The 26,201-nt window shown below is 71.3% G+C and carries 21 protein-coding genes; 7 read left to right on the top strand and 14 right to left on the bottom strand.

Annotated features, from left to right (window positions below; genetic code table 11):
* Positions 1 to 54 precede the first annotated feature (54 nt).
* From tkt to pgl, 5 genes are all read left to right on the top strand, one after another.
* The gene (gene tkt, locus ACZ7RU_RS20330) at positions 55 to 2,154 is read left to right on the top strand and encodes a transketolase (RefSeq protein ID WP_470342315.1); all 2,100 of its coding nucleotides are present in this window, start codon (positions 55 to 57) and stop codon (positions 2,152 to 2,154) included.
* Positions 2,155 to 2,243: 89 nt separating this feature from the next.
* On the top strand, positions 2,244 to 3,386 hold the full coding sequence (tal, locus tag ACZ7RU_RS20325) for a transaldolase (RefSeq protein ID WP_470342314.1): 1,143 nt from the start codon (positions 2,244 to 2,246) through the stop codon (positions 3,384 to 3,386).
* Positions 3,387 to 3,447: 61 nt separating this feature from the next.
* The gene (gene zwf / locus ACZ7RU_RS20320; RefSeq protein ID WP_470342313.1) at positions 3,448 to 5,004 is read left to right on the top strand and encodes a glucose-6-phosphate dehydrogenase; all 1,557 of its coding nucleotides are present in this window, start codon (positions 3,448 to 3,450) and stop codon (positions 5,002 to 5,004) included.
* Entirely contained in the window at positions 5,001 to 6,101 is a 1,101-nt protein-coding gene (gene opcA / locus ACZ7RU_RS20315; protein WP_470342312.1) for a glucose-6-phosphate dehydrogenase assembly protein OpcA, read from the top strand. The genes zwf and opcA overlap by 4 nt, the downstream gene beginning before the upstream one ends.
* Positions 6,098 to 6,886 carry a 6-phosphogluconolactonase gene (gene pgl / locus ACZ7RU_RS20310; protein WP_470342311.1) on the top strand — a complete coding sequence of 263 codons (789 nt, stop codon included), beginning with the start codon at positions 6,098 to 6,100 and terminating at the stop codon, positions 6,884 to 6,886. The genes opcA and pgl overlap by 4 nt, the downstream gene beginning before the upstream one ends.
* Positions 6,887 to 6,978: 92 nt before the next feature.
* Here the strand turns inward: pgl and ACZ7RU_RS20305 are convergent, their stop codons facing one another.
* The 11 genes from ACZ7RU_RS20305 to uvrA form a co-directional block, all read right to left on the bottom strand.
* Positions 6,979 to 7,266, bottom strand: coding sequence for an RNA polymerase-binding protein RbpA (locus tag ACZ7RU_RS20305; RefSeq protein ID WP_223245297.1), 288 nt, complete (start codon positions 7,264 to 7,266; stop codon positions 6,979 to 6,981).
* 205 nt (positions 7,267 to 7,471) lie between these two features.
* Complete coding sequence (gene secG / locus ACZ7RU_RS20300; RefSeq protein WP_380668215.1) at positions 7,472 to 7,708, bottom strand: preprotein translocase subunit SecG; 237 nt, start codon at positions 7,706 to 7,708, stop codon at positions 7,472 to 7,474.
* Between the two features lie 87 nt (positions 7,709 to 7,795).
* Entirely contained in the window at positions 7,796 to 8,581 is a 786-nt protein-coding gene (tpiA, locus tag ACZ7RU_RS20295; protein ID WP_470342310.1) for a triose-phosphate isomerase, read from the bottom strand.
* 5 nt (positions 8,582 to 8,586) lie between these two features.
* The gene (locus ACZ7RU_RS20290; protein ID WP_470342309.1) at positions 8,587 to 9,798 is read right to left on the bottom strand and encodes a phosphoglycerate kinase; all 1,212 of its coding nucleotides are present in this window, start codon (positions 9,796 to 9,798) and stop codon (positions 8,587 to 8,589) included.
* A 154-nt stretch (positions 9,799 to 9,952) separates the two neighbouring features.
* Positions 9,953 to 10,960: a type I glyceraldehyde-3-phosphate dehydrogenase gene (gap, locus tag ACZ7RU_RS20285; RefSeq protein WP_030238422.1), complete on the bottom strand. Its 1,008-nt coding sequence runs from the start codon at positions 10,958 to 10,960 to the stop codon at positions 9,953 to 9,955.
* 372 nt (positions 10,961 to 11,332) lie between these two features.
* Positions 11,333 to 12,313, bottom strand: coding sequence for a DNA-binding protein WhiA (gene whiA, locus ACZ7RU_RS20280; protein WP_049649611.1), 981 nt, complete (start codon positions 12,311 to 12,313; stop codon positions 11,333 to 11,335).
* A complete protein-coding gene (locus tag ACZ7RU_RS20275) occupies positions 12,304 to 13,401 on the bottom strand; it encodes a gluconeogenesis factor YvcK family protein (protein ID WP_470342446.1) in 1,098 nt (365 codons plus the stop codon). The genes whiA and ACZ7RU_RS20275 overlap by 10 nt, the downstream gene beginning before the upstream one ends.
* Before the next feature lie 63 nt (positions 13,402 to 13,464).
* Positions 13,465 to 14,349, bottom strand: coding sequence for an RNase adapter RapZ (rapZ, locus tag ACZ7RU_RS20270; protein ID WP_037830760.1), 885 nt, complete (start codon positions 14,347 to 14,349; stop codon positions 13,465 to 13,467).
* A 118-nt stretch (positions 14,350 to 14,467) separates the two neighbouring features.
* On the bottom strand, positions 14,468 to 16,492 hold the full coding sequence (uvrC, locus tag ACZ7RU_RS20265; RefSeq protein WP_470342308.1) for an excinuclease ABC subunit UvrC: 2,025 nt from the start codon (positions 16,490 to 16,492) through the stop codon (positions 14,468 to 14,470).
* An 84-nt stretch (positions 16,493 to 16,576) separates the two neighbouring features.
* Positions 16,577 to 17,017 carry a Rieske (2Fe-2S) protein gene (locus ACZ7RU_RS20260; RefSeq protein WP_470342307.1) on the bottom strand — a complete coding sequence of 147 codons (441 nt, stop codon included), beginning with the start codon at positions 17,015 to 17,017 and terminating at the stop codon, positions 16,577 to 16,579.
* Between the two features lie 121 nt (positions 17,018 to 17,138).
* The gene (gene uvrA / locus ACZ7RU_RS20255) at positions 17,139 to 20,051 is read right to left on the bottom strand and encodes an excinuclease ABC subunit UvrA (RefSeq protein WP_470342306.1); all 2,913 of its coding nucleotides are present in this window, start codon (positions 20,049 to 20,051) and stop codon (positions 17,139 to 17,141) included.
* Between the two features lie 267 nt (positions 20,052 to 20,318).
* Between uvrA and ACZ7RU_RS20250 the strand changes: the two genes are divergently transcribed.
* Both ACZ7RU_RS20250 and ACZ7RU_RS20245 read left to right on the top strand, forming a co-directional pair.
* A complete protein-coding gene (locus tag ACZ7RU_RS20250; RefSeq protein WP_470342305.1) occupies positions 20,319 to 21,053 on the top strand; it encodes a maleylpyruvate isomerase family mycothiol-dependent enzyme in 735 nt (244 codons plus the stop codon).
* Between the two features lie 45 nt (positions 21,054 to 21,098).
* The gene (locus ACZ7RU_RS20245) at positions 21,099 to 21,752 is read left to right on the top strand and encodes an MBL fold metallo-hydrolase (RefSeq protein ID WP_470342304.1); all 654 of its coding nucleotides are present in this window, start codon (positions 21,099 to 21,101) and stop codon (positions 21,750 to 21,752) included.
* Between the two features lie 97 nt (positions 21,753 to 21,849).
* Here ACZ7RU_RS20245 and ACZ7RU_RS20240 read toward each other — a convergent pair whose 3' ends face one another.
* The 3 genes from ACZ7RU_RS20240 to uvrB form a co-directional block, all read right to left on the bottom strand.
* Complete coding sequence (locus tag ACZ7RU_RS20240; RefSeq protein WP_470342303.1) at positions 21,850 to 22,830, bottom strand: TerC family protein; 981 nt, start codon at positions 22,828 to 22,830, stop codon at positions 21,850 to 21,852.
* Between the two features lie 227 nt (positions 22,831 to 23,057).
* Positions 23,058 to 23,636 (bottom strand): TerD family protein, encoded by a 579-nt coding sequence (locus ACZ7RU_RS20235; protein WP_470342302.1) that lies wholly within the window; start codon positions 23,634 to 23,636, stop codon positions 23,058 to 23,060.
* Between the two features lie 276 nt (positions 23,637 to 23,912).
* A complete protein-coding gene (gene uvrB / locus ACZ7RU_RS20230; RefSeq protein ID WP_470342301.1) occupies positions 23,913 to 26,003 on the bottom strand; it encodes an excinuclease ABC subunit UvrB in 2,091 nt (696 codons plus the stop codon).
* Positions 26,004 to 26,201 lie beyond the last annotated feature (198 nt).

The raw sequence follows: 26,201 nt of genomic DNA, 5'->3' as shown, positions 1-26,201 counted from the left end.
CCCGGTCCCCATTCACGGGGTCACTCTTCAATACGGAAGGAGCCCTGAGACAGGGTGAGCACTGCGCCGACGAACGCATTCGAGTGGACCGATCTGGACGAGCGCACGGTTGACACCGCGCGCGTCCTGGCCATGGACGCCGTCCAGAAGGTCGGAAACGGACACCCCGGGACGGCCATGTCGCTGGCCCCGGCCGCGTACCTGATCTTCCAGCGGTTCCTGCGCCACGACCCGACCGACCCGTCCTGGGTCGGACGCGACCGCTTCGTCCTCTCCCCCGGGCACACCAGCCTGACCCTCTACACCCAGCTCTACCTCTCCGGCTACGGCCTGGAGCTGGACGACCTCAAGGCCTTCCGCGTCGCCGGCAGCCGCACCCCCGGTCACCCCGAGCACGGCCACACCGCCGGCGTGGAGACCACCACCGGCCCGCTCGGCCAGGGCATCGCCAACGCGGTCGGCATGGCGATGGCCGCCCGCTACGAGCGCGGCCTGTTCGACCCGGACGCCCCGGCCGGCGAGTCGCCCTTCGACCACACCATCTGGGCCATCGTCTCCGACGGCGACCTGGAGGAGGGCGTCTCCGCCGAGGCCTCGTCGCTGGCCGGCCACCAGAAGCTGGGCAACCTGGTCGCCCTCTACGACGACAACCACATCTCGATCGAGGGCGACACCGAGACCGCCTTCTCCGAGGACGTCCTCAAGCGCTACGAGGCGTACGGCTGGCACGTCCAGCGGGTCGCCCCGAAGTCCAACGGCGACATCGACGTGGCCGCCCTCGCCGAGGCGCTGGCCGCGGCCAAGGCCGAGACCTCCCGCCCCTCCATGATCGCGATGCGCACCATCATCGCCTGGCCGGCCCCGGACGCCCAGAACACCGCCAAGGCGCACGGCTCCGCGCTCGGCGCCGCCGAGATCGCCGCCACCAAGAAGGTCCTGGGCTTCGACCCGGAGAAGACCTTCGAGGTCAGCGACCAGGTCATCGAGCACGCCCGCCTGGTCATCAAGCGCGGCAAGGCCGCCCGCGACCAGTGGCAGCGGGGCTTCGACGCCTGGCGCGCCGCCAACCCGCACCGCGCCGCCGAGTTCGACCGCATCGAGGCCGGCGAGCTGCCCGAGGGCTGGAAGAAGGCCGTCCCGTCCTTCCCGGCCGGCAAGGACGTCGCCACCCGCAAGGCCTCCGGCGACACCCTCAAGGCGATCGGCGCGGTGATCCCGGAGCTGTGGGGCGGCTCCGCCGACCTCGCCGAGTCCAACCTCACCACCATCGACGAGGACAGCTCCTTCCTCCCCGACGGCAACCCGCTGAAGTCCGCCGGCCCGTACGGCCGGACGATCCACTTCGGCATCCGCGAGCACGCCATGGGCTCGACCATGAACGGCATCGCCCTGCACGGCAAGACCCGTGTCTACGGCGGCACCTTCCTGGTCTTCGCCGACTACATGCGCCCGGCCGTCCGCCTGGCCGCGCTGATGAAGCTGCCGGTCACCTACGTCTGGACGCACGACTCGATCGGCCTCGGCGAGGACGGCCCGACCCACCAGCCGGTCGAGCACCTGGCCTCGCTGCGCGCCATCCCGGGCCTGGCCATGGTCCGCCCGGCCGACGCCAACGAGACCGCCGTCGCCTGGCGCACCATCGTCGAGCGCCACACCAGCCACCCCGGCCCGGTCGGCCTGGCCCTGACCCGCCAGGGCGTCCCGACCTTCGACCGCGAGGTCTTCGGCTCCGCCGAGGGCACCGCGAAGGGCGGCTACGTCCTGGCCGAGGCCTCCACCGGCGACCCGCAGGTGATCCTGCTCGGCACCGGCTCCGAGGTCCAGCTGGCCGTCCGGGCCCGCGAGGTGCTGGAGGCCGAGGGCATCGCCACCCGCGTGGTGTCGATGCCGTCCTTCGAGTGGTTCCAGGAGCAGGACCAGGCCTACCGCGACAGCGTGCTGCCGCCGTCGGTCAAGGCCCGGGTGTCGGTCGAGGCCGGCATCGCCCAGGGCTGGCGCGAGCTGGTCGGCGACCACGGCCGGATCGTCTCGCTGGAGCACTTCGGTGCCTCCGCCGACTACAAGGTGCTCTTCGAGGAGTTCGGCATCACCACCGAGCGCGTGGTGGCCGAGGCCCACAACGCCCTGCGCTCCCTCGAGGCCGTCACCCGCTAGCGGCACCGGGCCGCGTGTCCGCCCGCACGCGGGCACGCGGCCCCCTCCGACCACCCCACGAAGCACGAAGAACAAGGGACTGAAGCACCATGACTGACGCACTGAAGCGCCTCAGCGACGAAGGCGTTGCGATCTGGCTGGACGACCTCAGCCGCAAGCGGCTGAACTCCGGCAACCTGGCCGAACTGGTGCAGAACAAGCACGTGGTGGGCGTCACCACCAACCCGACCATCTTCCAGAAGGCGATCGCCGGCGCCGGCGACGACTCCTACGACGGCCAGCTGCGCGACCTCGCCGTCCGCAAGGTCACCACCGACGAGGCGATCCGCATGATCACCACCTCGGACGTGCGCGACGCCGCCGACGTGCTGCGCCCGGTCTACGACGCCTCCAACGGCCGCGACGGCCGCGTCTCCATCGAGGTCGACCCGCGCCTGGCGCACGAGACCGCCACCACCGTGGCCGAGGCCAAGCAGCTGTGGTGGCTGGTCGACCGCCCGAACGTCTTCATCAAGATCCCCGCCACCAAGGCCGGCCTGCCCGCGATCAGCGAGGTCATCGGCAAGGGCATCAGCGTCAACGTCACGCTGATCTTCTCGCTGGAGCGCTACAAGGCCGTCATCGACGCCTGCCTGACCGGCCTGGAGGCCGCCAAGGCCAAGGGCCTGGACCTCTCCCAGATCGAGTCGGTCGCCTCCTTCTTCGTCTCCCGCGTGGACACCGAGATCGACAAGCGTCTGGACAAGGTCGGCGGCGACGCCCGGAACCTGCGCTCCAAGGCCGCCCTGGCCAACGCCCGCCTCGCCTACCAGGCGTACGAGGAGGTCTTCGGCAGCGTCGACGGCAAGACCGCCGGCAGCGCCCGCTGGGCCGCCCTGGAGGCCGCCGGCGCCAAGCCGCAGCGCCCGCTGTGGGCCTCGACCGGCGTCAAGGACCCGGCCCTGCCGGACACCCTGTACGTCACCGAGCTGGTCGCTCCCGGCACCGTGAACACGATGCCCGAGGCCACCCTGGACGCCACCGGCGACCACGGCGTGGTCACCGGCAACACCATCGTCCCCAACTACGCCGACGCCAAGGCCGTGCTGGACGCGATCGCCGCCGCCGGCGTGGACTACGACGACGTCGTCCAGGTGCTGGAGGACGAGGGCGTCGAGAAGTTCGAGCAGTCCTGGAACGAGCTGCTCGACACCGTCACCGCCTCGCTCGCCTCCTTCGCCGACGAGAAGTGACCCCTGCTCACAGCCAGCGCACGAAAGCGGAGCCCATCAAGTGAGCACTGATTTCCCAGAGTTGACTTCGGAATCGGACGCGGACGACCTCCCGCCCTCCCCCGTCAACCCGCTTCGTGACCCCTCCGACCGACGGCTCCCGCGCATCGCGGGGCCGTCCGGTCTGGTCATCTTCGGGGTCACCGGCGACCTGTCCCGCAAGAAGCTGATGCCGGCCATCTACGACCTGGCCAACCGCGGTCTGCTTCCGCCGGGCTTCTCCCTCGTCGGCTTCGCCCGCCGCGAGTGGGACGACGAGGACTTCGCCAAGGAGGTCCACGACGCCGTCCGGGACCACGCCCGCACCCCGTTCCGGGAGGAGGTCTGGCAGCAGCTCGCCAAGGGCATGCGCTTCGTCCACGGGACCTTCGACGACGACGAGGCCTTCGACAAGCTGCGCGAGACCATCGAGGAGCTGGACAAGGCGCAGGGCACCGGCGGCAACTTCGCCTTCTACCTGTCCGTCCCGCCGAAGTTCTTCCCGACCGTCGTCCAGCAGCTCAAGAAGCACGGCCTGGCCGACCCGCCGCAGGGCTCCTGGCGCCGCGCGGTCATCGAGAAGCCCTTCGGCCACGACCTGGAGAGCGCGCAGGAGCTCAACAAGGTCGTCCACGAGGTCTTCCCCCGGGACGAGGTCTTCCGGATCGACCACTACCTGGGCAAGGAGACGGTCCAGAACATCCTGGCGCTGCGCTTCGCCAACCAGATGTTCGAGCCGATCTGGAACCGGTCGTACGTCGACCACGTGCAGATCACCATGGCCGAGGACATCGGCATCGGCGGCCGGGCCGGCTACTACGACGGCATCGGCTCCGCCCGTGACGTGATCCAGAACCACCTGCTCCAGCTGATGGCGCTCACCGCCATCGAGGAGCCCGCCTCCTTCCACCCCAAGGCGCTGGTGGCCGAGAAGCTCAAGGTGCTCAGCGCCGTCAAGCTCCCGGCCGACCTCGGGCGGCACACGGTGCGCGGCCAGTACGCCTCCGGCTGGCAGGGCGGCGAGGAGGTCGTCGGCTACCTGGACGAGGACGGGATCGACCCCGAGTCCAAGACCGACACCTACGCGGCCATCAAGCTGGAGATCAACAACCGCCGCTGGGCGGGCGTCCCGTTCTACCTGCGCACCGGCAAGCGGCTGGGCCGCCGGGTCACCGAGATCGCGGTCGTCTTCCAGCGCGCCCCGTACCTGCCGTTCGACTCCTACGCGACCGAGGAGCTGGGGCAGAACGCCCTGGTCATCCGGGTCCAGCCGGACGAGGGCGTGACGGTGCGGTTCGGCTCCAAGGTGCCGGGCACCTCCTTCGAGGTCCGGGACGTCACGATGGACTTCGCCTACGGCGAGTCCTTCACCGAGTCCAGCCCGGAGGCGTACGAGCGGCTCATCCTCGACGTGCTGCTCGGCGACGCCAACCTGTTCCCGCGGCACCAGGAGGTCGAGCTCTCCTGGCAGATCCTCGACCCGATCGAGAAGTACTGGGACGCCCACGGCAAGCCCGCCCAGTACGCGGCGGGGACCTGGGGCCCCGTCGAGGCGGACGAGATGCTCGCACGAGACGGCAGGAGCTGGCGCCGGCCATGAAGATCGACCTCACCAACACGACGTCCAGCAAGATCAACGGCGCGCTGATGGAAGCCCGCCGGGCCCGCGGTTCCGGCGCCGCCGGCATGGTGCTCACCCTGGTGATCGTGACCGACGAGGGCAGCGCGTACGACGCCCTCAAGGCCGCCAACGACGCCTCCCGCGAGCACCCGATGCGCACCCTCGCGGTGATCAAGCGCGCCGGGCGCTCGCCCCGGGCCCGCGCCGAGACCCGGCTGGACGCCGAGATCCTGGTCGGCTCGGACGCCGGCTCCGGCGAGACGGTCGTCCTGCGCATGCACGGCGAACTCGCCGCGCACGCCCAGTCGGTCGTCCTGCCGCTGCTGCTGCCGGACGCCCCGACCGTGGTCTGGTGGCCGGACAACGCGCCGCTGCACCCGGCGCAGGACCCGCTGGGCTCGCTCGCCCAGCGCCGGATCACCGACGCCGTCACCGCCGAGTCCCCGGTCGGCCAGCTCGCCCAGCGCTCGCAGAGCTACGCCCCGGGCGACACCGACCTGGCCTGGACCCGGATCACCGGCTGGCGCTCGATGCTGGCCGCCGCGCTGGACCAGCGGCCGTCCACCATCGTCTCCGCGGTGGTCGAGGGCGAGTCCTACAACCCCAGCGTCGAGCTGCTCGGCCTCTGGCTGACCAACCGGCTGCACGTGCCGGTCGAGCGGGTCGTCAGCGCAGGCCCCGGCATCACCGGGGTGCGCCTGCGCACCAAGGACGGGGACATCACCCTGGACCGCCCGGACGGCCTGATGGGCACGCTGTCCATGCCCGGCTCGCCGGACCGCCAGGTGGCGCTCAAGCGGCGCGAGACCTCGGAGCTGATCGCCGAGGAACTGCGCCGCCTGGACCCGGACGACATCTACGCGACGGCCGTGCGCACCCCCGTCGACCGGCTGCACGAGCCGGCCGGCGCGGAGACCGAGGCGGCCGAGAAGGTCGCCCGGGAAGTCGCCGAGGAGGCCGTCGAGGAGGCCGCCGAGGCCGCCGCGGCCGACCCGGAGCGGGCGACCGCCGGGACCGCGGAGAGGAAGCCGGCCCGGAAGTCCGCCGGCAAGCGCACCACCAGGGAAGGCGCATGACCAACGCGACCCCGCAGCTGGTCGTCCACCGGGACAAGGAGCTGATGGCCCAGGCGGCCGCGGCCCGGCTGATCACCCGGATCGTGGACGCCCAGGCCGCCCGCGGCAGCGCCTCGGTGGTGCTCACCGGCGGTCGCAACGGCAACGCCCTGCTGGCCGCGATCGCCGCCTCCCCGGCGCGCGACGCGGTCGACTGGGCCCGGCTGGACCTCTGGTGGGGCGACGAGCGCTTCCTGCCCGCCGCCGACCCGGACCGCAACGCCGTCCAGGCCCGCGCCGAGCTGCTGGACGCCGTCCCGCTCGACCCGGCGCGGGTGCACGAGATGCCCGCCTCGGACGGGGTGGACGGTTCGGACGTGGAGGCCGCCGCCGCCCGTTACGCCGAGGAGCTGGCGAAGGCGGCCGGCCCGGGCGACCGGCTCGGCGTCCCGGCCTTCGACGTGCTGCTGCTCGGCGTCGGCCCGGACACCCACGTCGCCTCGCTCTTCCCCGAGCACCCGGGCGTGCGGGAGACCGAGCTGACCGTGATCGGCGTGCGCGGGGCCCCCAAGCCCCCGCCGACCCGGATCTCGCTCACCCTCCCGGCGATCCGCACCGCCCGCGAGGTCTGGCTGCTGGCCGCCGGCGAGGACAAGGCGGGCGCGGTCGCGCTGGCCCTGTCCGGCCCCGGCGAGCTCCAGGCGCCCGCCTCCGGCGCGTACGGCCGCAGCCGCACCCTGTGGCTGCTGGACCGCGCCGCCGCGGAGCGGATCCCGCCGCAGCTCTACCCGCCGGCCTCGGCCTGACCGGTACCGGCAACGCCGAAGGGCGCCACCGTCGTTGGACGGTGGCGCCCTTCGTGCTGTCGTGCCCGGACCGTTCGGCAGGAGCGTCGTGCTCAGATCTCGCCGCGGAGCTTCGCCAGCGCCTCGGCCAGGATCGCCTCGCCGTCGGCGTCGGTGCGCCGCTCGCGGACGTAGGCGAGGTGGGTCTTGTACGGCTCGTTGCGCGAGGGCGCCGGCGGGTTGTGCTGGTCCTGACCGGCCGGGAAGCCGCAGCGCGGGCAGTCCCACGTCTCCGGGATCGCCGCTTCGGCCGCGAAGCTGGGACGGGTCTCGTGCTTGTTCGCGCACCAGAAGGAGATCCGGTTGCGCGGGGCGGACTCGCCGCGTTCCGCCTCGCCCATCGGGCCGGCCCCGACCCTGCTGCCACGGATGGCATTGCCACTTGCCACGGTCTGACTCCCTGCGTACTGGTGCGCCGACCCGCCGCGGTGCGCGTCGGTGGCGAAAGTCGTCCTAGTGTAAGCAGGTGTTAAGCATCCGCCACCATCGCCTCCGCACCCGACCGTTCCAGGATAGGCGCTGGGGCGACGGGGCGTCAGGGATACGTCAGACCGAGGACTTCATCAGCAGGCCCAGCACGATGATGGACGCGAACCATCCCACGCCCACCACGATGGTGATGCGGTCCAGGTTGCGCTCGGCCACCGCCGAACCGCCGCCGGTGGACATCGCGCCACCGCCGAACATGTCGGACAGGCCGCCGCCCTTCCCCTTGTGCAGCAGCACCAGCAGGATCATCAGCAGACTGAAGATGATCAGGGCAATCGAGAACCCGAGAACCACGACGGGACCAACTCTCTCGTATCTTCGGCGAAGGGGCCGGGCCGCGTACGGCGGTCCGGCCCCAAAGCCTACGTTGCTGCGGCGGCGTTAGCCTACTGCCTGCTCACGGTAGCGCACGATCTTGACGAACTCGTCGGCGTCCAGCGAGGCACCGCCGACCAGGCCGCCGTCGATGTCGGGCTTGGCCATCAGGCCGGCCGCGCTCGACGACTTCACCGAACCGCCGTACAGCACCCGGACCTTGCCGGCCAGCTCGGCGTCGTACAGCTCGGCGATCCGCTTGCGGATGGCGGCGCAGACCTCCTGCGCGTCCTCCGGGGTGGCCACCTCGCCGGTGCCGATCGCCCAGACCGGCTCGTAGGCGACCACGATCGACTCGGCCTGGTGGGCCGGGACGTCGGCCAGGGCGCCGTCCAGCTGGGCCAGGGTGTACTCGACGTGGGTGCCGGCCTTGCGGATCTCCAGCGGCTCGCCGACGCACAGGATCGGGGTGACCCCGGCGCGGTAGGCGGCCTTCACCTTGGCGTTGACGATCTCCTCGTTCTCGCCGTGGTACTGGCGGCGCTCGGAGTGCCCGACCACCGCGTAGGTGCACTGGAGCTTGGCCAGCATCGGGCCGGACACCTCACCGGTGTAGGCCCCGCCGTCGTGCTGCGAGATGTCCTGCGAGCCGTACTTGATCTTCAGCTTGTCGCCGAAGACCAGGGTCTGCACCGAGCGCAGGTCGGTGAACGGCACCAGGACGGCGACCTCGACGGCCTCGTAGTCCTTGTCGGCCAGCGCGAAGGCCAGCTTCTGGGTGTGCTGGATGGCCTCAAGGTGGTTGAGGTTCATCTTCCAGTTGCCCGCCATCAGCGGGAGACGGTCGGTCATGTGTTTCAGTCCTCCAGAGCGGCGAGACCGGGGAGGGTCTTGCCCTCCAGGTACTCGAGGCTGGCGCCGCCGCCGGTCGAGATGTGCCCGAACTTCTTCTCGTCGAAGCCCAGGATGCGGACGGCCGCGGCGGAGTCGCCGCCGCCGACCACGGTGAACGCGTCGCTGTCGGTCAGGGCCTGCGCGACGGCCTTGGTGCCGTTCGCGTAGTCCGGGTGCTCGAACACGCCCATCGGGCCGTTCCAGAACACCGTGCCCGCGTCGGCCAGCTTGGCCGCGTACAGCTCGCGGGTCTCGGGGCCGATGTCCAGGCCCTCCTGGTCGGCCGGGATGGCGTCCGCGGCGACGGTCGAGGGGTTGGCCGGGGCCTTGGTCTTGAGGTCCGGGAAGTCGGAGGAGACCAGGACGTCCTTCGGCAGCACGAACTCGACGCCGCGCTGCTCGGCCTCGGCCAGGTAGCCGAGGACGGTCGGGATCTGGTCCTCCTGGAGCAGCGAGATGCCGACCTCGTGGCCCTTGGCCTTGAGGAAGGTGTACGCCATGCCGCCGCCGATCAGGATCCGGTCGGCCTTCTTCAGCAGGTTGTCGATCACACCGAGCTTGTCGGAGACCTTGGCGCCGCCGAGTACCACCACGTACGGACGGGCGACGTCCTCGGTGAGCTTCTTCAGCACGCCGACCTCGGTGGCGATCAGGTCGCCGGCGGCGTGCGGCAGCAGGGCCGGCAGGTCGTAGACCGAGGCGTGCTTGCGGTGCACGGCGCCGAAGCCGTCGCCCACGTACAGGTCGGCCAGCGCGGCCAGCTGCTCGGCGAAGGCCTTGCGCTCGGCGTCGTCCTTGCTGGTCTCGCCGGCGTTGAAGCGCAGGTTCTCCAGCAGCGCGACCTCGCCGTCGCCCAGCGCGGCCACGACGGCCCGGGCGCCGTCACCGACGGTGTCGGTGGCGAAGGCGACGTCCCTGCCGAGGATCTCGCCGAGGCGCTTGGCCGCCGGGGCGAGCGAGAACTGCGGGTCCGGCGCGCCCTTGGGGCGGCCGAGGTGCGAGGCGACGACGACCTTCGCACCGGCCGCGGCCAGCTTGGCGATGGTCGGCGCGACGGCGCGGATCCGGCCGTCGTCGGTGATCGTGTCGCCGTCCAGCGGCACGTTCAGGTCGGCGCGCACGAAGACGCGCTTGCCTTCGACACCGGCTTCGATGAGCTCTTCGATGGTCTTCACGGGGATTCGGTCTCTCCTGGGGAGATGGTTGATGCGCAGTGAGGCGGCACGGCGCAGGGGCCGCCTGAGAAGTCCTTGAGCGCGGAACGAGGGCCCGGTCGGCACCGTACGCCGTCCGGGCCCTCGCCCCTACATCACGTCAGCTCCCGCAAGGTCAGAGCTGCCCGCCGACGAGGGTGACCAGGTCGACGACGCGGTTCGAGTAGCCCCACTCGTTGTCGTACCAGCCGAGCACCTTGACCTGGTTGCCCTGGACCATGGTGAGCTGCGAGTCGAAGATGCAGGAGGCCGGGTCGTTCACGATGTCCGAGGAGACGATCGGGTCCTCGGTGTAGGCCAGGATGCCCTTGAGCGGGCCCTCCTGCGCGGCCTTCTGAAAGGCCGCGTTGACCTCGTCCTTGGTGACCTCGCGCTCCAGGGTGACGACCAGGTCCGTGATGGAACCGGTCGGGACCGGGACGCGCAGCGAGGTGCCGTCCAGCTTGCCCTTCAGCTCCGGCAGGACCAGGGCGGTCGCCTTGGCGGCACCGGTCGAGGTCGGGATGATGTTCTGCGAGGCCGCACGAGCACGGCGCAGGTCCTTGTGCGGGAAGTCCAGGGTGACCTGGTCGTTGGTGAACGCGTGGACGGTGGTCATCAGACCCTTGACGATGCCGAAGCTCTCGTTCAGCACCTTCGCCATCGGCGCCACGCAGTTGGTGGTGCAGGAGGCGTTGGAGATGACGTGGTGGTTGGCGGCGTCGTACTTCTCGTCGTTGACACCCAGGACGATGGTGACGTCCTCGTCGGTGGCGGGCGCCGAGATGATGACCTTCTTCGCGCCGGCGGCGAGGTGCTTCTTCGCGGCCTCGGCCTTGGTGAAGATGCCGGTGGACTCGACGACGATGTCGGCGCCCAGGGCGGCCCACGGAAGGTTCGCGGGGTCACGCTCGGCGGTCACCTTGAAGGTGTGGCCGTCGACGGTGATGCTGTCCTCGGTGTGCGAGACCTCGCCCGGGAAGGTACCCAGGGTGGTGTCGTACTTGAGCAGGTGAGCCAGGGTCTTCGTGTCGGTGAGGTCGTTGACACCGACGACCTCGATGTCCGCGCCCTGAGCCTTGACCGCGCGGAAGAAGTTGCGGCCGATGCGGCCGAAGCCGTTGATGCCTACCCGGATCGTCACGAACCGATCTCCTCGTTAGGTACGCCGGGGCAGGGCCCCGACGGGGGTGAGATTTGGGAAGTCCCCGACCGCCTATGACCCTACCCCTCCCGGGCCTGGGACGGCACATCGCGCCGCCTGCTGAGACTGGGCGTGGCGCGGCCGAAACCCGCTTTCAGGCCGTCCGGCCCTGATCCGTCGGGCAGTTGGCCCCGGGCCAATGGTCTCTACCAATTCGGGAGGGCCGGCGGGTCCGGAAGCCCGTTCGGGAGCCGGTCCGCGGGACCCTCCGGAGCGCCCCCGGGGGGCCGTCCGGGAGGCCGTCCGCGGACGCCGACGGCCGGCGTCCCGGGAGCGGGACGCCGGCCGTGGTGTCGTCACGGAGCGTGAGCGTCAGTTCATCGCCATCTCGTCGGTGAGGCTGGCCTCGGTGCTCGGCAGGCCGAGCTCGGAGGCGCGCTTGTCGGCCATCGCCAGCAGGCGGCGGATCCGGCCGGCCACCGCGTCCTTGGTCAGCGGCGGGTCGGCGAGCGCGCCCAGCTCCTCCAGCGAGGCCTGCTTGTGCTGCATCCGCAGCTGGCCGGCCGCGGCCAGGTGCTCTGGCACCTCGTCGCCGAGGATCTCCAGCGCGCGGGCCACCCGGGCGCCGGCCGCCACCGCGGCGCGGGCCGAGCGGCGCAGGTTGGCGTCGTCGAAGTTGGCCAGCCGGTTGGCGGTGGCGCGCACCTCGCGCCGCATCCGGCGCTCCTCCCAGGCGAGCACCGACTCGTGCGCGCCGAGCCGGGTCAGCAGGGCGCCGATCGCGTCGCCGTCCCGGATCACCACCCGGTCCACGCCGCGCACCTCGCGGGCCTTGGCCGGGATGCCGAGCCGACGGGCGGCGCCGACCAGGGCGAGGGCGGCCTCGGAGCCGGGGCAGGTGATCTCCAGCGAGGAGGAGCGGCCCGGCTCGGTGAGCGAGCCGTGTGCCAGGAAGGCCCCGCGCCAGGCCGCCTCGGCGTCGCAGGTGGCCCCGGAGACGACCGCCGGGGGCAGACCCCGGATCGGACGGCCGCGGCCGTCGACCAGCCCGGTCTGGCGGGCGAGCAGCTCCCCGTCCTTGACCACCCGGACCACGAAACGGCTGCCGCGGCGCAGCCCGCCGGGTGCCATCACCACGAGGTCCGAGGAGTGCCCGAAGATCTCCAGCAGGTCCTTGCGCAGCCGCCGCGCCGCCGCGCCGGTGTCCAGCTCCGCCTCGATCACGATGCGGCCGCTCACGATGTGCAGCCCGCCCGCGAACCGCAGGATCGCCGACACCTCCGCCTTGCGACAGCAGGCCCGGGTGACCGGGAGCCGGCTGATCTCGTCCTTCACCGCTGGAGTCATCGCCATGGCCCGATCCTTCCATGTGTCCGGAAAATCCGGTCGTACGCTGCCGCCAACAGCTCGGGGTCGTGTCGCGGCGTCCCGTCGGTGCGGGCCACCGAGCCGAGCACCAGAGCGGCGCCCATCCGTTCGGCGGCCTTCTCCAGACCGTCCAGGTCGGCCTGGCCGAAGGCCCCGCCGGTGACGGCGCGCTCGTCCACCAGGATCGCATCCACCGCGAGGCCCGGGGCGTGGTCGGCGATGACCTCCAGGTGGCGCTGCGGGGTGAAGCCCTCGGTCTCCCCGGGCTGGGGGGCGAGGTTCAGGGTGAGCAGGCGGCGGGCGCGGGTCTCGGTGAGCGCGGCGGCGAGCTCGGGCACCAGCAGGTGCGGCAGCACGCTGGTGAACCAGGAGCCGGGGCCGAGCACCACCCAGTCCGCCTCCCGGACGGCGGTGACCGCCTCCGGGACGGCGGGCGGCGCGTCCGGCAGCAGCCGGATCGACTGCACCGTACCCGGCGTCACCGCGACGTCGGCCTGGCCGCGGACGGCCGTGACCTCGCCGGGGCGCGCCGGGTCGTGGCCCCGGACGGTCGCCTCGATGTCCAGCGGCACCGCCGACATCGGCAGCACCCGGCCCTGAACGTTGAGCAGCCGGCCGACCCAGTCCAGCGCCGCCACCGGGTCGCCCAGCTTCTCCCAGAGCGCGACGATCAGCAGGTTGCCGACCGCGTGGCCGCCGAGCTCGCCGTTGCCGGTGAAGCGCTGCTGGATCACCTCGGACCAGGTGCGGCCCCAGTCGTCGTCCCCGCACAGCGCGGCCAGCGCCTTGCGCAGGTCGCCCGGGGGCAGCACGCCCAGTTCCTCGCGCAGCCGCCCGCTGGAGCCGCCGTCGTCGGCGACGGTCACCACGGCGGTGACGTCGCTGGTGAGCCGGCGCAGCGCGGACAGCGAGGCCGACAGGCCCTGTCCGCCACCGAGCGCGGTGATCCGGGGAGCCGGATTGGCGCGGGAGGGACTGCTGCGCGGGCGGCCCGGCGCCGTGGGCCGGGCCGGGCTCCCGGCCCGGTCACCGGTCCTGCTCTGCGGCTGCCGCCCGGGCACGTATCCCGCCACACTCACCTCGCGTTCCTCGGCCCGCCGACCGCTCCGCCGACGGGCCCGGCAGGGAGGCGGCGGTTACTCCCGTCCCATGTCACGGTGAACGAGCACCGTCTCGACTCCGTCGGCGATGAGACGCTTGGTCAGACGCTCGGACATGGCGACGCTGCGGTGCTTGCCACCGGTGCAGCCTACGGCAAGCGTCATGTAGCGCTTCCCCTCGCGGCGGTACCCCTCGGTCACGATCCGGAGTAGCTCGGCGTAGCCGTCCAGGAACTCGTTGGCTCCGGGCTGCTGGAAGACGTAGTCGGCGACGTCCGCGTCGGTGCCGGTGCGGGCCCGCAGTTCGGGCACCCAGTGCGGGTTGGGCAGGAAGCGGCAGTCCACCACGAGGTCGGCGTCGACCGGCAGGCCGTACTTGAACCCGAAGGACATCACGGTGGCGCGCAGCTCGGGCTCGTCGTGGTCGGCGAACTGGGCGTCGAGCTTGGCGCGCAGCTGGTGCACGTTGAGGTTGGAGGTGTCGATCACCAGGTCGGCCTCGCCGCGCAGGTCGCGCAGCAGGTCGCGCTCCTGGGCGATGCCGTCCACGATCCGGCCGTCCGCCTGGAGCGGGTGCGGGCGGCGGACGCTCTCGAAGCGGCGCACCAGCGCCTCGTCGGAGGAGTCCAGGAAGACGACCCGGAGCCGGACGCCGCGCTTCTCCAGCTCGTCCAGCGAGGTGAGCAGGTCGTCGAAGAACTGCCGGCCGCGGACGTCCACGACCACGCCGATCCGGGCGACGTTGCCCTGGGAGCGGGCGCCCAGGTCGACCATGGTCGGGATGAGGGCCGGCGGCAGGTTGTCCACCACGAACCAGCCGAGGTCCTCCAGGCACTTGGCGGCGGTGGAGCGGCCGGCTCCGGACATGCCGGAGATGATCACCAGCTCCGGCGCGTTCTCGGCCACGTCTGACACGGTCACTTCGGTTCCCCGCTCTCGGTCTTTCTGCTGGGGAGAACGCGTACGGCTCGGCCGCCCTTCCCCGGCCCGGGCAGGCGGGCGGGGCCGGGGCACACCGGCTGACGGGCGGCGTCGGCCGTCATGGCGTCTCCTGGGATGGTGCGGTCCGGGGTGCTGCCATCGGCTCGGCCCCGTCCTCGATGATCTCGCCGGTCGCGGTGTTGACCGCGGGTGCGGCGGGTGTACGGGACGACAACGCCTCCGCAACAGTCTGCGCGGTGCGGCGTCCGATGCCGGGTACCTCGCAGAGCTCGTCCACGGTGGCGGCCCGGAGCTTCTTCAGCGAGCCGAAGTGCTTGAGCAGCGCCCGGCGGCGAGTCTCGCCGAGGCCCGGGACGGAGTCCAGTTCCCCGGCGGTGAGTCGCTTGGAACGCTTGTTGCGCTGATAGCTGATCGCGAAGCGGTGCGCCTCGTCGCGGACCCGCTGGAGCAGGTAGAGGCCCTCGCTGGAGCGCGGCAGCACCACCGGGTCGTCCTCGCCGGGCAGCCAGACCTCCTCCAGTCGCTTGGCCAGGCCGCACAGCGCGACGTCGTCGATGCCCAGCTCGTCCAGGGCGCGCCTGGCGGCGGCGACCTGCGGCTGGCCGCCGTCGACGACCAGGAGTTGGGGCGGGTAGGCGAAGCGCTTGGGGCGGCCGTCCCCGTCCCGGGTGCCGCCGTCGCCGGTGTCGGGGTCGTCCTCCTCGGGGACGGCCCACTCGCCGGTCTGCTCGCGCTCCTGGAGGTAGCGGCGGAAGCGCCGGCTGATCACCTCGTGCATCGAGCGGACGTCGTCCTGGCCCTCGAAGCCCTTGATCTGGAAGCGCCGGTACTCGCTCTTGCGGGCCAGGCCGTCCTCGAAGACGACCATGGAGGCGACCACGTCCTCGCCCTGGAGGTGCGAGATGTCGTAGCACTCGATGCGCAGCGGGACGGAGTCCAGTCGCAGCGCGTCGGCGATCTCCTGGAGGGCGCGGCTGCGGGTGGTGAGGTCGGAGGCGCGCTTGGTCTTGTGCAGCGCGAGCGCCTGCTGGGCGTTGCGCTGCACGGTGGCCATCAGGTCCTTCTTGTCGCCGCGCTGGGGGATGCGCAGGTCGACCTGGCTGCCGCGCAGGCCGCTCAGCCACTCGCGGACCGGCTCCACCGGCTCGGGCAGGGCGGGGACGAGCACCTCGCGCGGGACGGACTCGCCGCCGCCGTAGAGCTGCTGGAGGGCGTGCTCGACCAGGCCGGCGGTGTCGACGTCCTCGACCTTGTCGGTGACCCAGCCGCGCTGGCCGCGGACCCGGCCGCCGCGGACGTGGAAGATCTGCACGGCGGCTTCGAGTTCGTCCTCGGCGAGGGCCAGCAGGTCGGCGTCGGTGGCGTCGGCGAGCACGATGGCGTTCTTCTCCATCGCGCGCTTGAGGGCGCCGATGTCGTCCCGCAGCCGGGCCGCCCTCTCGTACTCCAGCTCGGCGGCGGCCTCCTGCATCTCGACCTCCAGCCGGCGCAGGTAGTTGCCGGTGCGCCCGGCCATGAAGTCGCAGAAGTCCTCGGCGAGCGCCCGGTGTTCGTCCGCGGAGACCTTGCCGACGCAGGGCGCGGCGCACTTGCCGATGTAGCCGAGCAGGCAGGGCCGGCCGACCTGGCGGGCGCGCTTGAAGACGCCGTTGGAGCAGGTGCGGACGGGGAAGACGCGCAGCAGCAGGTCGACCGTCTCGCGGATCGCCCAGGCGTGCCCGTACGGGCCGAAGTAGCGCACGCCCTTCCGGTGCGCCCCCCGCATCACCTGGACGCGCGGGTACTCCTCGTTGAGGGTGACGGCGAGTTCCGGATAGCTCTTGTCGTCGCGGTACTTGACGTTGAACCGCGGGTCGAACTCCTTGATCCAGGAGTACTCCAGCTGGAGCGCCTCGACCTCGGTGCCGACCACGGTCCACTCCACCGAGGCGGCGGTGGTGACCATGGTCGCGGTGCGCGGGTGCAGCCCGGCCAGGTCCTGGAAGTAGGACGAGAGCCGGGGCCGCAGGCTCTTGGCCTTGCCGACGTAGATGACCCGGCCGTGGGCGTCGCGGAACCGGTAGACACCGGGGGAGGTCGGGATCGCACCGGGCGCGGGGCGATAGGTGCTCGGGTCAGCCATGGGTCCACCGTACCGAGTGGGGACGGGGCCGCGGAGTGGAGATCGTCAAGGGGGACCGTGGCGGTCGGGAGGCGGTCAACTGGCTCAGCTCGGGGTCACCTTGAGGTTGCCGCCCTCGACCGTGACGGTGTAGGCGGGCAGCGGGGTGGGGGCCGGGCCGTCCTGCACGGCGCCGTCCGCGATGGCGAACCGGCTGCCGTGGCAGGGGCACTGGATCTGGGCGTTCTTCACCTGGTCCACGACGCAGCCGGCGTGGGTGCACTTGGCGCTGAACGCCTTGTACTGGCCGGCGGTGGGCTGGGTCACCACGATCTTCTGCTCGCGGTAGACCTTGCCGCCGCCCTCCGGCACGGCCGAGGCCGGGCCGAGGTCGACCGGGCCCTTGGGGGCGCTGGTGCCGGAGGAGGAGGCGGACGAGCCGCATCCGGTGACCGCGACGGAGCCGCCGGCCGCCAGGACGGCCGCGGCCCCGCAGAGCAGGGTGCGACGGGAGGCGGTGGGGCTGGTCTCGGGGGCCTCGGACATCGGTGCGCTCCTACGGTTGCTGCGGCTGCGAGGGACCACGGGAGTCTATGCCGCACCACGCCGCCGCTCCCGGGCCACCCGGCGGTGCGGGTGGCGGGAGCGGCGGGGTGGGCGGACGGGACTACTTCTTCGCGGCGGCCGCGCGCTTGCGCGGCGCCTTCTTCGCCGGGGCGGCGGCCGGGGCGTCCGCGAAGCCGACCGGCAGGATGTCCCGCAGGAACTTGCCGGTGTGGCTCTCCGGCACGGCGGCGATCTGCTCCGGGGTGCCCTCGGCGACCACCGTGCCGCCGCCGGAGCCGCCCTCGGGGCCCATGTCGACGACCCAGTCGGCGGTCTTGATCACGTCGAGGTTGTGCTCGATGACGATCACCGTGTTGCCCTTGTCCACCAGCCCGCTGAGCACCTTGATCAGCTTGCTGATGTCCTCGAAGTGCAGGCCGGTGGTGGGCTCGTCCAGCACGTAGACCGTCCGCCCGGTGGAGCGCTTCTGGAGCTCCGAGGCGAGCTTGACGCGCTGCGCCTCGCCGCCGGACAGGGTGGGCGCGGACTGGCCGAGCCGGACGTAGCCGAGGCCGACGTCGTTGAGCGTCCGCAGGTGGCGGGCGATCGCCGGGACGGCCTCGAAGAAGTCCAGCGCCTCCTCGATCGGCATGTCCAGCACCTCGGCGATGGACCTGCCCTTGTAGTGGACCTCCAGCGTCTCCCGGTTGTACCGGGCGCCGTGGCAGACCTCGCACGGCACGTAGACGTCCGGCAGGAAGTTCATCTCGATCTTGATGGTGCCGTCGCCGGAGCAGTTCTCGCAGCGGCCGCCCTTGACGTTGAAGGAGAACCGGCCGGGCAGGTAGCCGCGGACCTTGGCCTCCTGCGTCTCCGCGAAGAGCCGGCGGACGTGGTCGAACACCCCGGTGTAGGTGGCCGGGTTGGAGCGCGGGGTACGGCCGATCGGCGACTGGTCGACGTGCACCACCTTGTCCACCTGGTCGGTGCCGGTGATCCGGGTGTGCCGGCCGGGCACGCTGCGGGCGCCGTTCAGCTCCCGGGCGAGGTGGGTGTACAGGATGTCGTTGACCAGCGTCGACTTCCCGGAGCCGGAGACGCCGGTGATCGCGGTGAAGGTGCCGAGCGGGAAGCCGACCGTGACGTCCTTGAGGTTGTGCTCGCGGGCGCCGTGGACGGTCAGCTGGCGCTTCTTGTCCCGCTCGCGGCGCGCGGCCGGGATCGGGATGAAGCGCTTGCCGGAGAGGTACTGGCCGGTCAGCGACTCCTTGTTGGAGAGCAGCTGCTTCAGCGAGCCGGAGTGCACCACCTTGCCGCCGTGCTCGCCGGCGCCCGGGCCGATGTCGACCACCCAGTCCGCGGTCTTGATGGTGTCCTCGTCGTGCTCGACGACGATCAGGGTGTTGCCGATGTCGCGCAGCCGCACCAGCGTCTCGATCAGCCGGTGGTTGTCCCGCTGGTGCAGGCCGATGGACGGCTCGTCCAGCACGTACAGCACGCCGACCAGGCCGGAGCCGATCTGGGTGGCCAGCCGGATGCGCTGGGCCTCGCCGCCGGACAGGGTGCCGGCCGCGCGGTCGAGCGAGAGGTAGTCCAGGCCGACGTCGACCAGGAAGCGCAGCCGCTCGTTGACCTCCTTGAGGACCCGCTCGGCGATCTGCTTGTCCCGGGCGTTGAGCCTCATCGCGCCGAGGAACTCGGAGCAGTCGCTGATCGACATCGAGGAGACCTCGGCGATCGACCTGCCCTCGACGGTGACCGCGAGCACCACCGGCTTGAGCCGGGTGCCCTGGCACGTCGGGCAGGGCACCTCGCGCATGTAGCCCTCGAAGCGCTCGCGGCTGCTGTCGCTCTCCGCCTCGGTGTGCCGGCGCTGGATGAACGGGATCGCGCCCTCGAAGCCGGTGCTGTACGAGCGCTCCCGGCCGAAGCGGTTGCGGTAGCGGACCTCCACCTGGTGCTTGTGCCCGTACAGCAGCGCCTTCCTGGCGCGGGCGGGCAGCCCGGCCCAGGGGATGTCGGTGCGGAAGCCGAGCTCCCCGGCCAGCGCGTCGATCAGGCGCTGGAAGTACTCCTTGGCGTGCCCGGCCGACCAGGGGTGGATCGCGCCCTCGTCCAGCGAGCGCTCGACGTCCGGGACGACCAGCTCCGGGTCGACCTCCATCCGGTTGCCCAGGCCCGAGCAGTCCGGGCACGCGCCGAACGGCGAGTTGAAGGAGAACGAGCGCGGCTCCAGCTCCTCGAACGACACGTCGTCGTACGGGCAGTAGAGGTGCTCGGAGTACATCCGCTCGCGCTCCGGGTCGTCCTCGGGGAGGTCGACGAAGTCGAGCACGACCATGCCGCCGGACAGCCGCAGGGCCGTCTCCACCGAGTCGGTGAGCCGCCGCTTGGCGCTGTCCTTGACGGTGAGGCGGTCGATCACCACCTCGACGGTGTGCTTCTCCTGCTTCTTGAGCTTCGGCGGCTCGGCGAGCTGGATCGTCGCGCCGTCGACGCGGGCGCGGGAGTAGCCCTTGGACTGGAGGTCGGCGAAGAGGTCGACGAACTCGCCCTTGCGCTCGCGCACCACCGGGCTCAGCACCTGGAAACGGGTGCCCTCGGCGAGCTCCAGCACCTTGTCCACGATCGCCTGCGGCGACTGCTTGGCGATCGGGCGGCCGCAGTGCGGACAGTGCGGCTTGCCGATCCGGGCGAACAGCAGGCGCAGGTAGTCGTAGACCTCGGTGATGGTGCCGACGGTCGAACGGGGGTTGCGGTTGGTGGACTTCTGGTCGATCGAGACGGCCGGGGAGAGGCCCTCGATGAAGTCCACGTCGGGCTTGTCCATCTGCCCGAGGAACTGACGGGCGTAGGAGGACAGCGACTCGACGTAGCGGCGCTGGCCCTCGGCGAAGATCGTGTCGAAGGCGAGCGAGGACTTGCCGGAGCCGGAGAGGCCCGTGAAGACGATGAGGGAGTCGCGGGGCAGGTCGAGCGAGACGTTCTTGAGGTTGTGCTCACGAGCACCGCGGACGATGAGGCGGTCGGCCACTGCTTCTGGCGCCTTTCTCCGGGGCAAGACGGCTTGCGATGAGAGTCGGTACTTCTTCCAGCATGCGGCAGCCAGCCTATAGCTCAGACGTTCGAATATCGACTCTGTCCAGCGGAGACCACCCGAACGAGTGAGGACCGTCCCGGGACCGTCCGTATCCGGACCGAAAAAGGCCCTGCTCAGGGCCCGGATTCGGCGGTAGCGTCGCCTGGTCAACGAGCGAAGCCCCCGCGGGCAACGCGCCGTCTCGCACAGAAGGCAGATTCGATGACCGACTCGCACTCCGCCGCCGCACTGGCCGCCGATCGACTGGACCTGGTCGAGGCAAGCACCCGGCGCATGCTGGAGACCGTCTCCGCGCTGAAGCCGGAGGCCGTCGCCGAGCCCTCCGCGCTCCCCGGCTGGACCCGCGGCCACGTGCTGGCCCACCTCGCCCGCAACGCCGACTCGCTGGTCAACCTGCTGACCGGCGTCCGCACCGGCACCGACATCCCGCAGTACGCCACCGAGCAGGCCCGCGACCAGGGCATCGAGGACGGCGCCGGCCGGCCGCTGGACGTCCAGCTCGCCGACCTGCGGGCCTCGCACGAGGCCTTCGCCGCGGCCGCCGCGCTGCTCGCCGACGAGGACTGGGCCGCCGAGGTGCGCCACCGCTCCGGCGCCGTCTTCCCGGCCGCCGACCTCGTCTGGAAGCGCCTCGCCGAGATCGAGTACCACGTCGTCGACCTGGACGCCGACTACACCTTCGCCGAGTGGCCCGAGCCGTTCGCCGTCGCCGAGTTCGACCGGCTCGCCGCCACGCTGCACGGCACCGACCTGCCCGCCGTCCAGCTGGTCGCCGAGGACACCGGGGACCGCGGCCTGATCGGCACCGGCGAGCCCGCCCTGACCGTCGAGGGCCCGGTGCGCGCCCTGACCGCCTGGCTCTCCGGCCGCTCCGCCGGGGACGGCCTGCGCCGCACCCCCGACACCGCCCTCCCCCAGCTTCCCCCGCTGGGCTGACGACGCGAGGATGGTCCCAGGAGCCACTGCAGAGGGAGCGAACGGATGACGTACCACGGAGCGGTCAAGGTCGGCGGAGCGCCGGACGTGCGGGAGCTGGCCCACCTGATCATCACCAAGGTGGCCGTCGGCCCGTACGACAACAACGCCTACCTGCTGCGCTGCCGGGCCACCGACGAACAGCTCCTGATCGACGCGGCCGCCGACGCCCCGACCCTGCTGGAGACCGTCGGCGACGACCTCGCGACGGTGGTCACCACCCACCGGCACCACGACCACTGGGGGGCGCTGGCCGAGGTGGTCGCCACCACCGGCGCCCGGACGGCCGCCGGCGAGCACGACGCCGTGGGCATCGAGGTCCCCACCGAGCTGCTGCTCGCGGACGGCGACGAGCTGCGGGTCGGCGACGTGGCGCTGACCGTGCGGCACCTGGTCGGCCACACCCCCGGCGCGATCGTGCTGATCTACGACGACCCCCAGGGCCACCAGCACGTCTTCACCGGCGACTGCCTCTTCCCCGGCGGCGTGGGCAACACCTGGGGCGACCCGGAGGCCTTCCGGACCCTCTACCGCGACGTCACCGAGAAGATCTTCGACGTCCTGCCCGACGAGGCCTGGGTCTACCCCGGCCACGGCAACGACACCACCCTCGGGGCCGAGCGCCCGCACCTCGCCGAGTGGCGCGAGCGGGGCTGGTAGCCCGCCCCGCCGAACGGCCGAGGCCCCCGTGACCGGAAGCGGTCGCGGGGGCCTCGGCGGTGCCGCGCGCCGGCCTCAGGGGCGCCGGCACCGGGCGTCAGGCGTCGAGCTTCTCGGGCTCGGCCTGCTCGGCCTTCTTCGAGGCCCGCAGGCTGGTGAAGGTGGTGATCGCCAGCACCGCCACGATGAAGGCCAGCGAGAACGGGATGCCGATCTCCGGGGCCCAGTGCGCGCCCGCCTCGTGCGCGGCGTGCAGCACCAGCTTCACGCCGATGAAGCCGAGGATCACCGACAGGCCGTACGACAGGTGGACGAGCTTCTTCAGCAGGCCGCCGATCAGGAAGTACAGCTGGCGCAGCCCCATCAGGGCGAAGGCGTTGGCGGTGAAGACGACGTACGGGTCCTGGGTCAGGCCGAAGATGGCCGGGATCGAGTCCAGCGCGAACAGCACGTCGGTGGTGCCGATCGCCAGCATGACGATCAGCATCGGGGTGATCAGCCGGCGGCCGTTCTCCCGGACGAACAGCCTGGTGCCGCGGTAGTCCTCGGTGGCCGGGAAGCGGCGGGTGATCGACTTGAGCAGGCGGTTCTCCTCGAACTCCTCCTCGTCCTCCTCCTCGGCGCGGGCCTCCTTGATCAGCTTCCAGGCCGTCCAGATCAGGAAGCCGCCGAAGATGAAGAACACCCAGGAGAACTCGGAGACCAGCGCGGCACCACCGGCGATGAACACCGCCCGGAGCACCAGCGCGATGATCACGCCGAACATCAGCACGCGCTGCTGGTAGATCCTGGGCACCGCGAACTTGCCCATGATCAGGATGAACACGAAGAGGTTGTCGACACTGAGCGACTTCTCGGTGATGTAGCCGGCGAAGAACTCGCCGGCCGGCTCCCCGCCGGAGTGCCACCAGAGGAAGCCGCCGAAGAGCACCGCCAGGGCGACCCAGACGGCCGTCCAGACTCCGGCCTCCTTGATCGAGACCTCGTGCGGCTTGCGCCCTCCGATGAAGAAGTCGGCCACGACCAGTGCGATCAGCACCAGGATCGTGGAGACCCACATGGTTACGGAAACGTCCACTACTGCTCCTCCGGCAGGTAGGCGAGACAGTCATCGTCACTGCCGGAGGTCTCTTCCGCCCATCGGGCCAGCGCCCCGGGAGGCCACGACGGGCATCCGTGATGACGGGGTCGGCTGTCGAGGAATACTCCCCTCCGCTGCCTACGAGAGTAACAGGCGCTCCAAGGAAAGGTAAAGAAGGTAAAGACCGCAGGGCTGCCGGGCCGCCGGGGCCACCCGGGCCACGGCTACAGGAACGGGTCGATCGCCGGCAGCAGGTCCTGGAAGGTCCGCCCCTTGGCCGGTGCGCCGATCGCCTGCATCTCCCAGCCGCCGTTGCCGTCCCGGACCACCTTGGCCATGATCTGCCCGGTGTGCGGCCCGCCGCCGGCCAGCTCGTAGCGGGCCAGCTCCAGGCCGGTGGTCTCGTCCACCAGCCGGCAGTGCGCCCGCTGCACCTCCGCGAAGGTCTGCCCGGTGTACGAGCTCACCGTGAACACCACCTGGGTGATGTTCACCGGCACGTGGACCAGGTCGACCAGGATCGCCTCGTCGTCCTCGGCCCCGGAGCCGCCCTCCAGGTTGTCGCCGGTGTGCCGGACGGAGCCGTCCTCGCTCTCCAGGTGCGAGAAGAACACCACGTCGGACGGCGTCTTCTCGGCGTACAGCAGCGCCGAGGCGTCCAGGTCGATCTTGCGGGTGCGGCTGCCGAACAGCCCGCGCTTGGGGGCGGCCTGCCAGCCGAGGCCCATCCGGACCACGGTCAGGGCGTCGCCCTGCCCCTTCTGGAGGCTGACCCGCTGCCCCTTGGCCAGGTTCACCGACACGACGTTGCCCTCTCTGCCGGCCGCGCGGTCACACCCGCGCGGCTCCACGGTGGAACACCCCGTCGCCGTCCCCCGGCTGAGGCCCCCTCTGCGTACGGCCCGCAACCCCGTCCGAGGGCACGATGCCGCAGGCCAGCCTAGGGCCTGCGACACCCCGGCCTCTCCCGGGTTTCCCCGTTTGTGGCAAGGCTGAGACACCCGCGGACTTGACCGGTGCCATTCCGGCCAGTCCCGGTCACCGCACGGGTGCGCCCCTCCGGTGCCCCTTCCGTGTGACTACGCCACACCGGCCTCGCGCATCTGCCGCAGCTCCTTCTTCAGTTCCTTGACCTCGTCGCGCAGCCGGGCCGCGACCTCGAACTGGAGGTCGGCGGCGGCCGTGTGCATCCGGTCGGTCATCTCCTGGATCAGGTCCGCCAGTTCGGCGGCCGGCAGGGACTTGGCCGGCTTGCGCTCCGCGCCCAGCGCCGGCACCGGGGCCTTGCCCTTGCCCTGGTTGCGGTACCCGGTGGAGAGCAGCTCGTCGGTGTCCACGTCCTCGCGGGCGAGGGTGTCCAGGATGTCGCCGATCTTCTTGCGCAGCGGCTGCGGGTCGATCCCGTGCTCCTTGTTGTAGGCCTGCTGCACGGCCCGGCGGCGGTTGGTCTCGTCGATGGCCTTCTCCATCGCGGGGGTGATCTTGTCCGCGTACATGTGGACCTGGCCGGAGACGTTGCGGGCGGCGCGGCCGATCGTCTGGATCAGCGAGGTGCCGGAGCGCAGGAAGCCCTCCTTGTCCGCGTCCAGGATCGCCACCAGGGACACCTCGGGCAGGTCCAGGCCCTCGCGCAGCAGGTTGATGCCGACCAGCACGTCGTACCGGCCCGCCCGCAGCTCGCGCAGCAGCTCCACCCGGCGCAGGGTGTCCACGTCGCTGTGCAGGTACCGGACCCGGATGTCCAGGCCGAGCATGTAGTCGGTGAGGTCCTCGGCCATCTTCTTGGTCAGCGTGGTGACCAGGACGCGCTCGTCCCGCTCGACCCGCTTGCGGACCTCGTGTACCAGGTCGTCGATCTGGCCCTCGGTCGGCTTGACGATCACCTCGGGGTCGATCAGACCGGTCGGGCGGATGATCTGCTCGACCTGGCCGTCGCCGCGCGACAGCTCGTACGGGCCCGGCGTCGCCGACAGGTAGACGGTCTGGCCGGTCCGCTCCAGGAACTCCTCCCACTTCAGCGGGCGGTTGTCCATCGCGGAGGGCAGCCGGAAGCCGTGCTCGACCAGGGTGCGCTTGCGCGAGGCGTCGCCCTCGTACATCGCGCCGATCTGCGGGACGGTGACGTGCGACTCGTCGATGACCAGGAGGAAGTCCTCCGGGAAGTAGTCGAGCAGGGTGTTCGGCGGGGAGCCCGGCTCCCGGCCGTCGAAGTGCATCGAGTAGTTCTCGACGCCCGAGCAGGTGCCGATCTGGCGCAGCATCTCGATGTCGTAGGTGGTGCGCATCCGCAGCCGCTGGGCCTCCAGCAGCTTGCCCTGCTTCTCCATCCGGGCGAGCGTGCCCTCCAGCTCCTTCTCGATGCCGGTGATCGCGCGCTCCATGCGCTCGGGGCCGGCCACGTAGTGCGAGGCGGGGAAGACGTGGACGGAGTCGTCCTGGCTGATGATCTCGCCGGTGAGCGGGTGCAGGGTGTACAGCGCCTCGATCTCGTCGCCGAACATCTCGATCCGGACGGCGAGCTCCTCGTAGACCGGGAAGATCTCGATGGTGTCGCCGCGGACCCGGAACGTGCCGCGGGTGAAGGCCACGTCGTTGCGGGCGTACTGGATGTCGACGAAGCGGCGCAGCAGGTCGTCCCGGTCGATCTCCTGGCCGATCTTGAGCCGCACCATCCGGTCCACGTACTCCTGCGGGGTACCGAGGCCGTAGATGCAGGAGACCGAGGCGACCACGACCACGTCCCGGCGGGTGAGCAGCGAGTTGGTCGCCGAGTGGCGCAGCCGCTCGACCTCCTCGTTGATCGAGGAGTCCTTCTCGATGTAGGTGTCCGTCTGCGGGACGTACGCCTCGGGCTGGTAGTAGTCGTAGTACGAGACGAAGTACTCGACGGCGTTGTTCGGCAGCAGCTCGCGGAACTCGTTGGCCAGCTGCGCGGCCAGCGTCTTGTTCGGCGCCATCACCAGGGTGGGGCGCTGAAGCTTCTCGATCATCCAGGCCGTGGTGGCCGACTTGCCGGTGCCGGTGGCACCGAGCAGCACGACGTCCTTCTCCCCTCCCCTGATCCGCCGTTCCAGCTCGGCGATCGCCGCCGGCTGGTCGCCGTTCGGCTGGAAGGGACTGACGACCTCGAAAGGCGCCACGGACCGCTCAATACTCGTGATGGGACGCACGCCTCCACCGTACGACCCCCCACCGACAAGCGGGTCCGCTTCGGTCAGGCCCCGTGCGCCTCGAACCTGATGACGGGGTCGCGGGACGGATCGATGCGGACCGCGGCGTCGAAGGCGGCGGCCAGGCACTCGATCAGCGGCAGAGTCGGATCGACGCCGCTCTCCTCGATGCTCTCGACCGTCTCCTCGCGCAGTCCG

It is taken from the genome of Kitasatospora sp. NPDC114501 (assembly GCF_055633695.1).
Note: the sequence above shows the minus strand (reverse complement) of the source record. Positions and strands in the feature narration are given on the sequence as shown.

Excerpts from the sequence above, each read along its gene's own strand:
- ACZ7RU_RS20305 (WP_223245297.1), bottom strand. The coding sequence starts at position 7,266 with ATGGGCGAGGCGGAACGCGGCGAGTCCGCCCCGCGCAACCGGATCTCC.
- tal (WP_470342314.1), top strand. The coding sequence starts at position 2,244 with ATGACTGACGCACTGAAGCGCCTCAGCGACGAAGGCGTTGCGATCTGG.
- pgl (WP_470342311.1), top strand. The coding sequence starts at position 6,098 with ATGACCAACGCGACCCCGCAGCTGGTCGTCCACCGGGACAAGGAGCTG.
- uvrC (WP_470342308.1), bottom strand. The coding sequence starts at position 16,492 with ATGGCTGACCCGAGCACCTATCGCCCCGCGCCCGGTGCGATCCCGACC.
- ACZ7RU_RS20250 (WP_470342305.1), top strand. The coding sequence starts at position 20,319 with ATGACCGACTCGCACTCCGCCGCCGCACTGGCCGCCGATCGACTGGAC.
- tpiA (WP_470342310.1), bottom strand. The coding sequence starts at position 8,581 with ATGACCGACCGTCTCCCGCTGATGGCGGGCAACTGGAAGATGAACCTC.
- opcA (WP_470342312.1), top strand. The coding sequence starts at position 5,001 with ATGAAGATCGACCTCACCAACACGACGTCCAGCAAGATCAACGGCGCG.
- ACZ7RU_RS20260 (WP_470342307.1), bottom strand. The coding sequence starts at position 17,017 with ATGTCCGAGGCCCCCGAGACCAGCCCCACCGCCTCCCGTCGCACCCTG.
- whiA (WP_049649611.1), bottom strand. The coding sequence starts at position 12,313 with ATGGCGATGACTCCAGCGGTGAAGGACGAGATCAGCCGGCTCCCGGTC.
- ACZ7RU_RS20245 (WP_470342304.1), top strand. The coding sequence starts at position 21,099 with ATGACGTACCACGGAGCGGTCAAGGTCGGCGGAGCGCCGGACGTGCGG.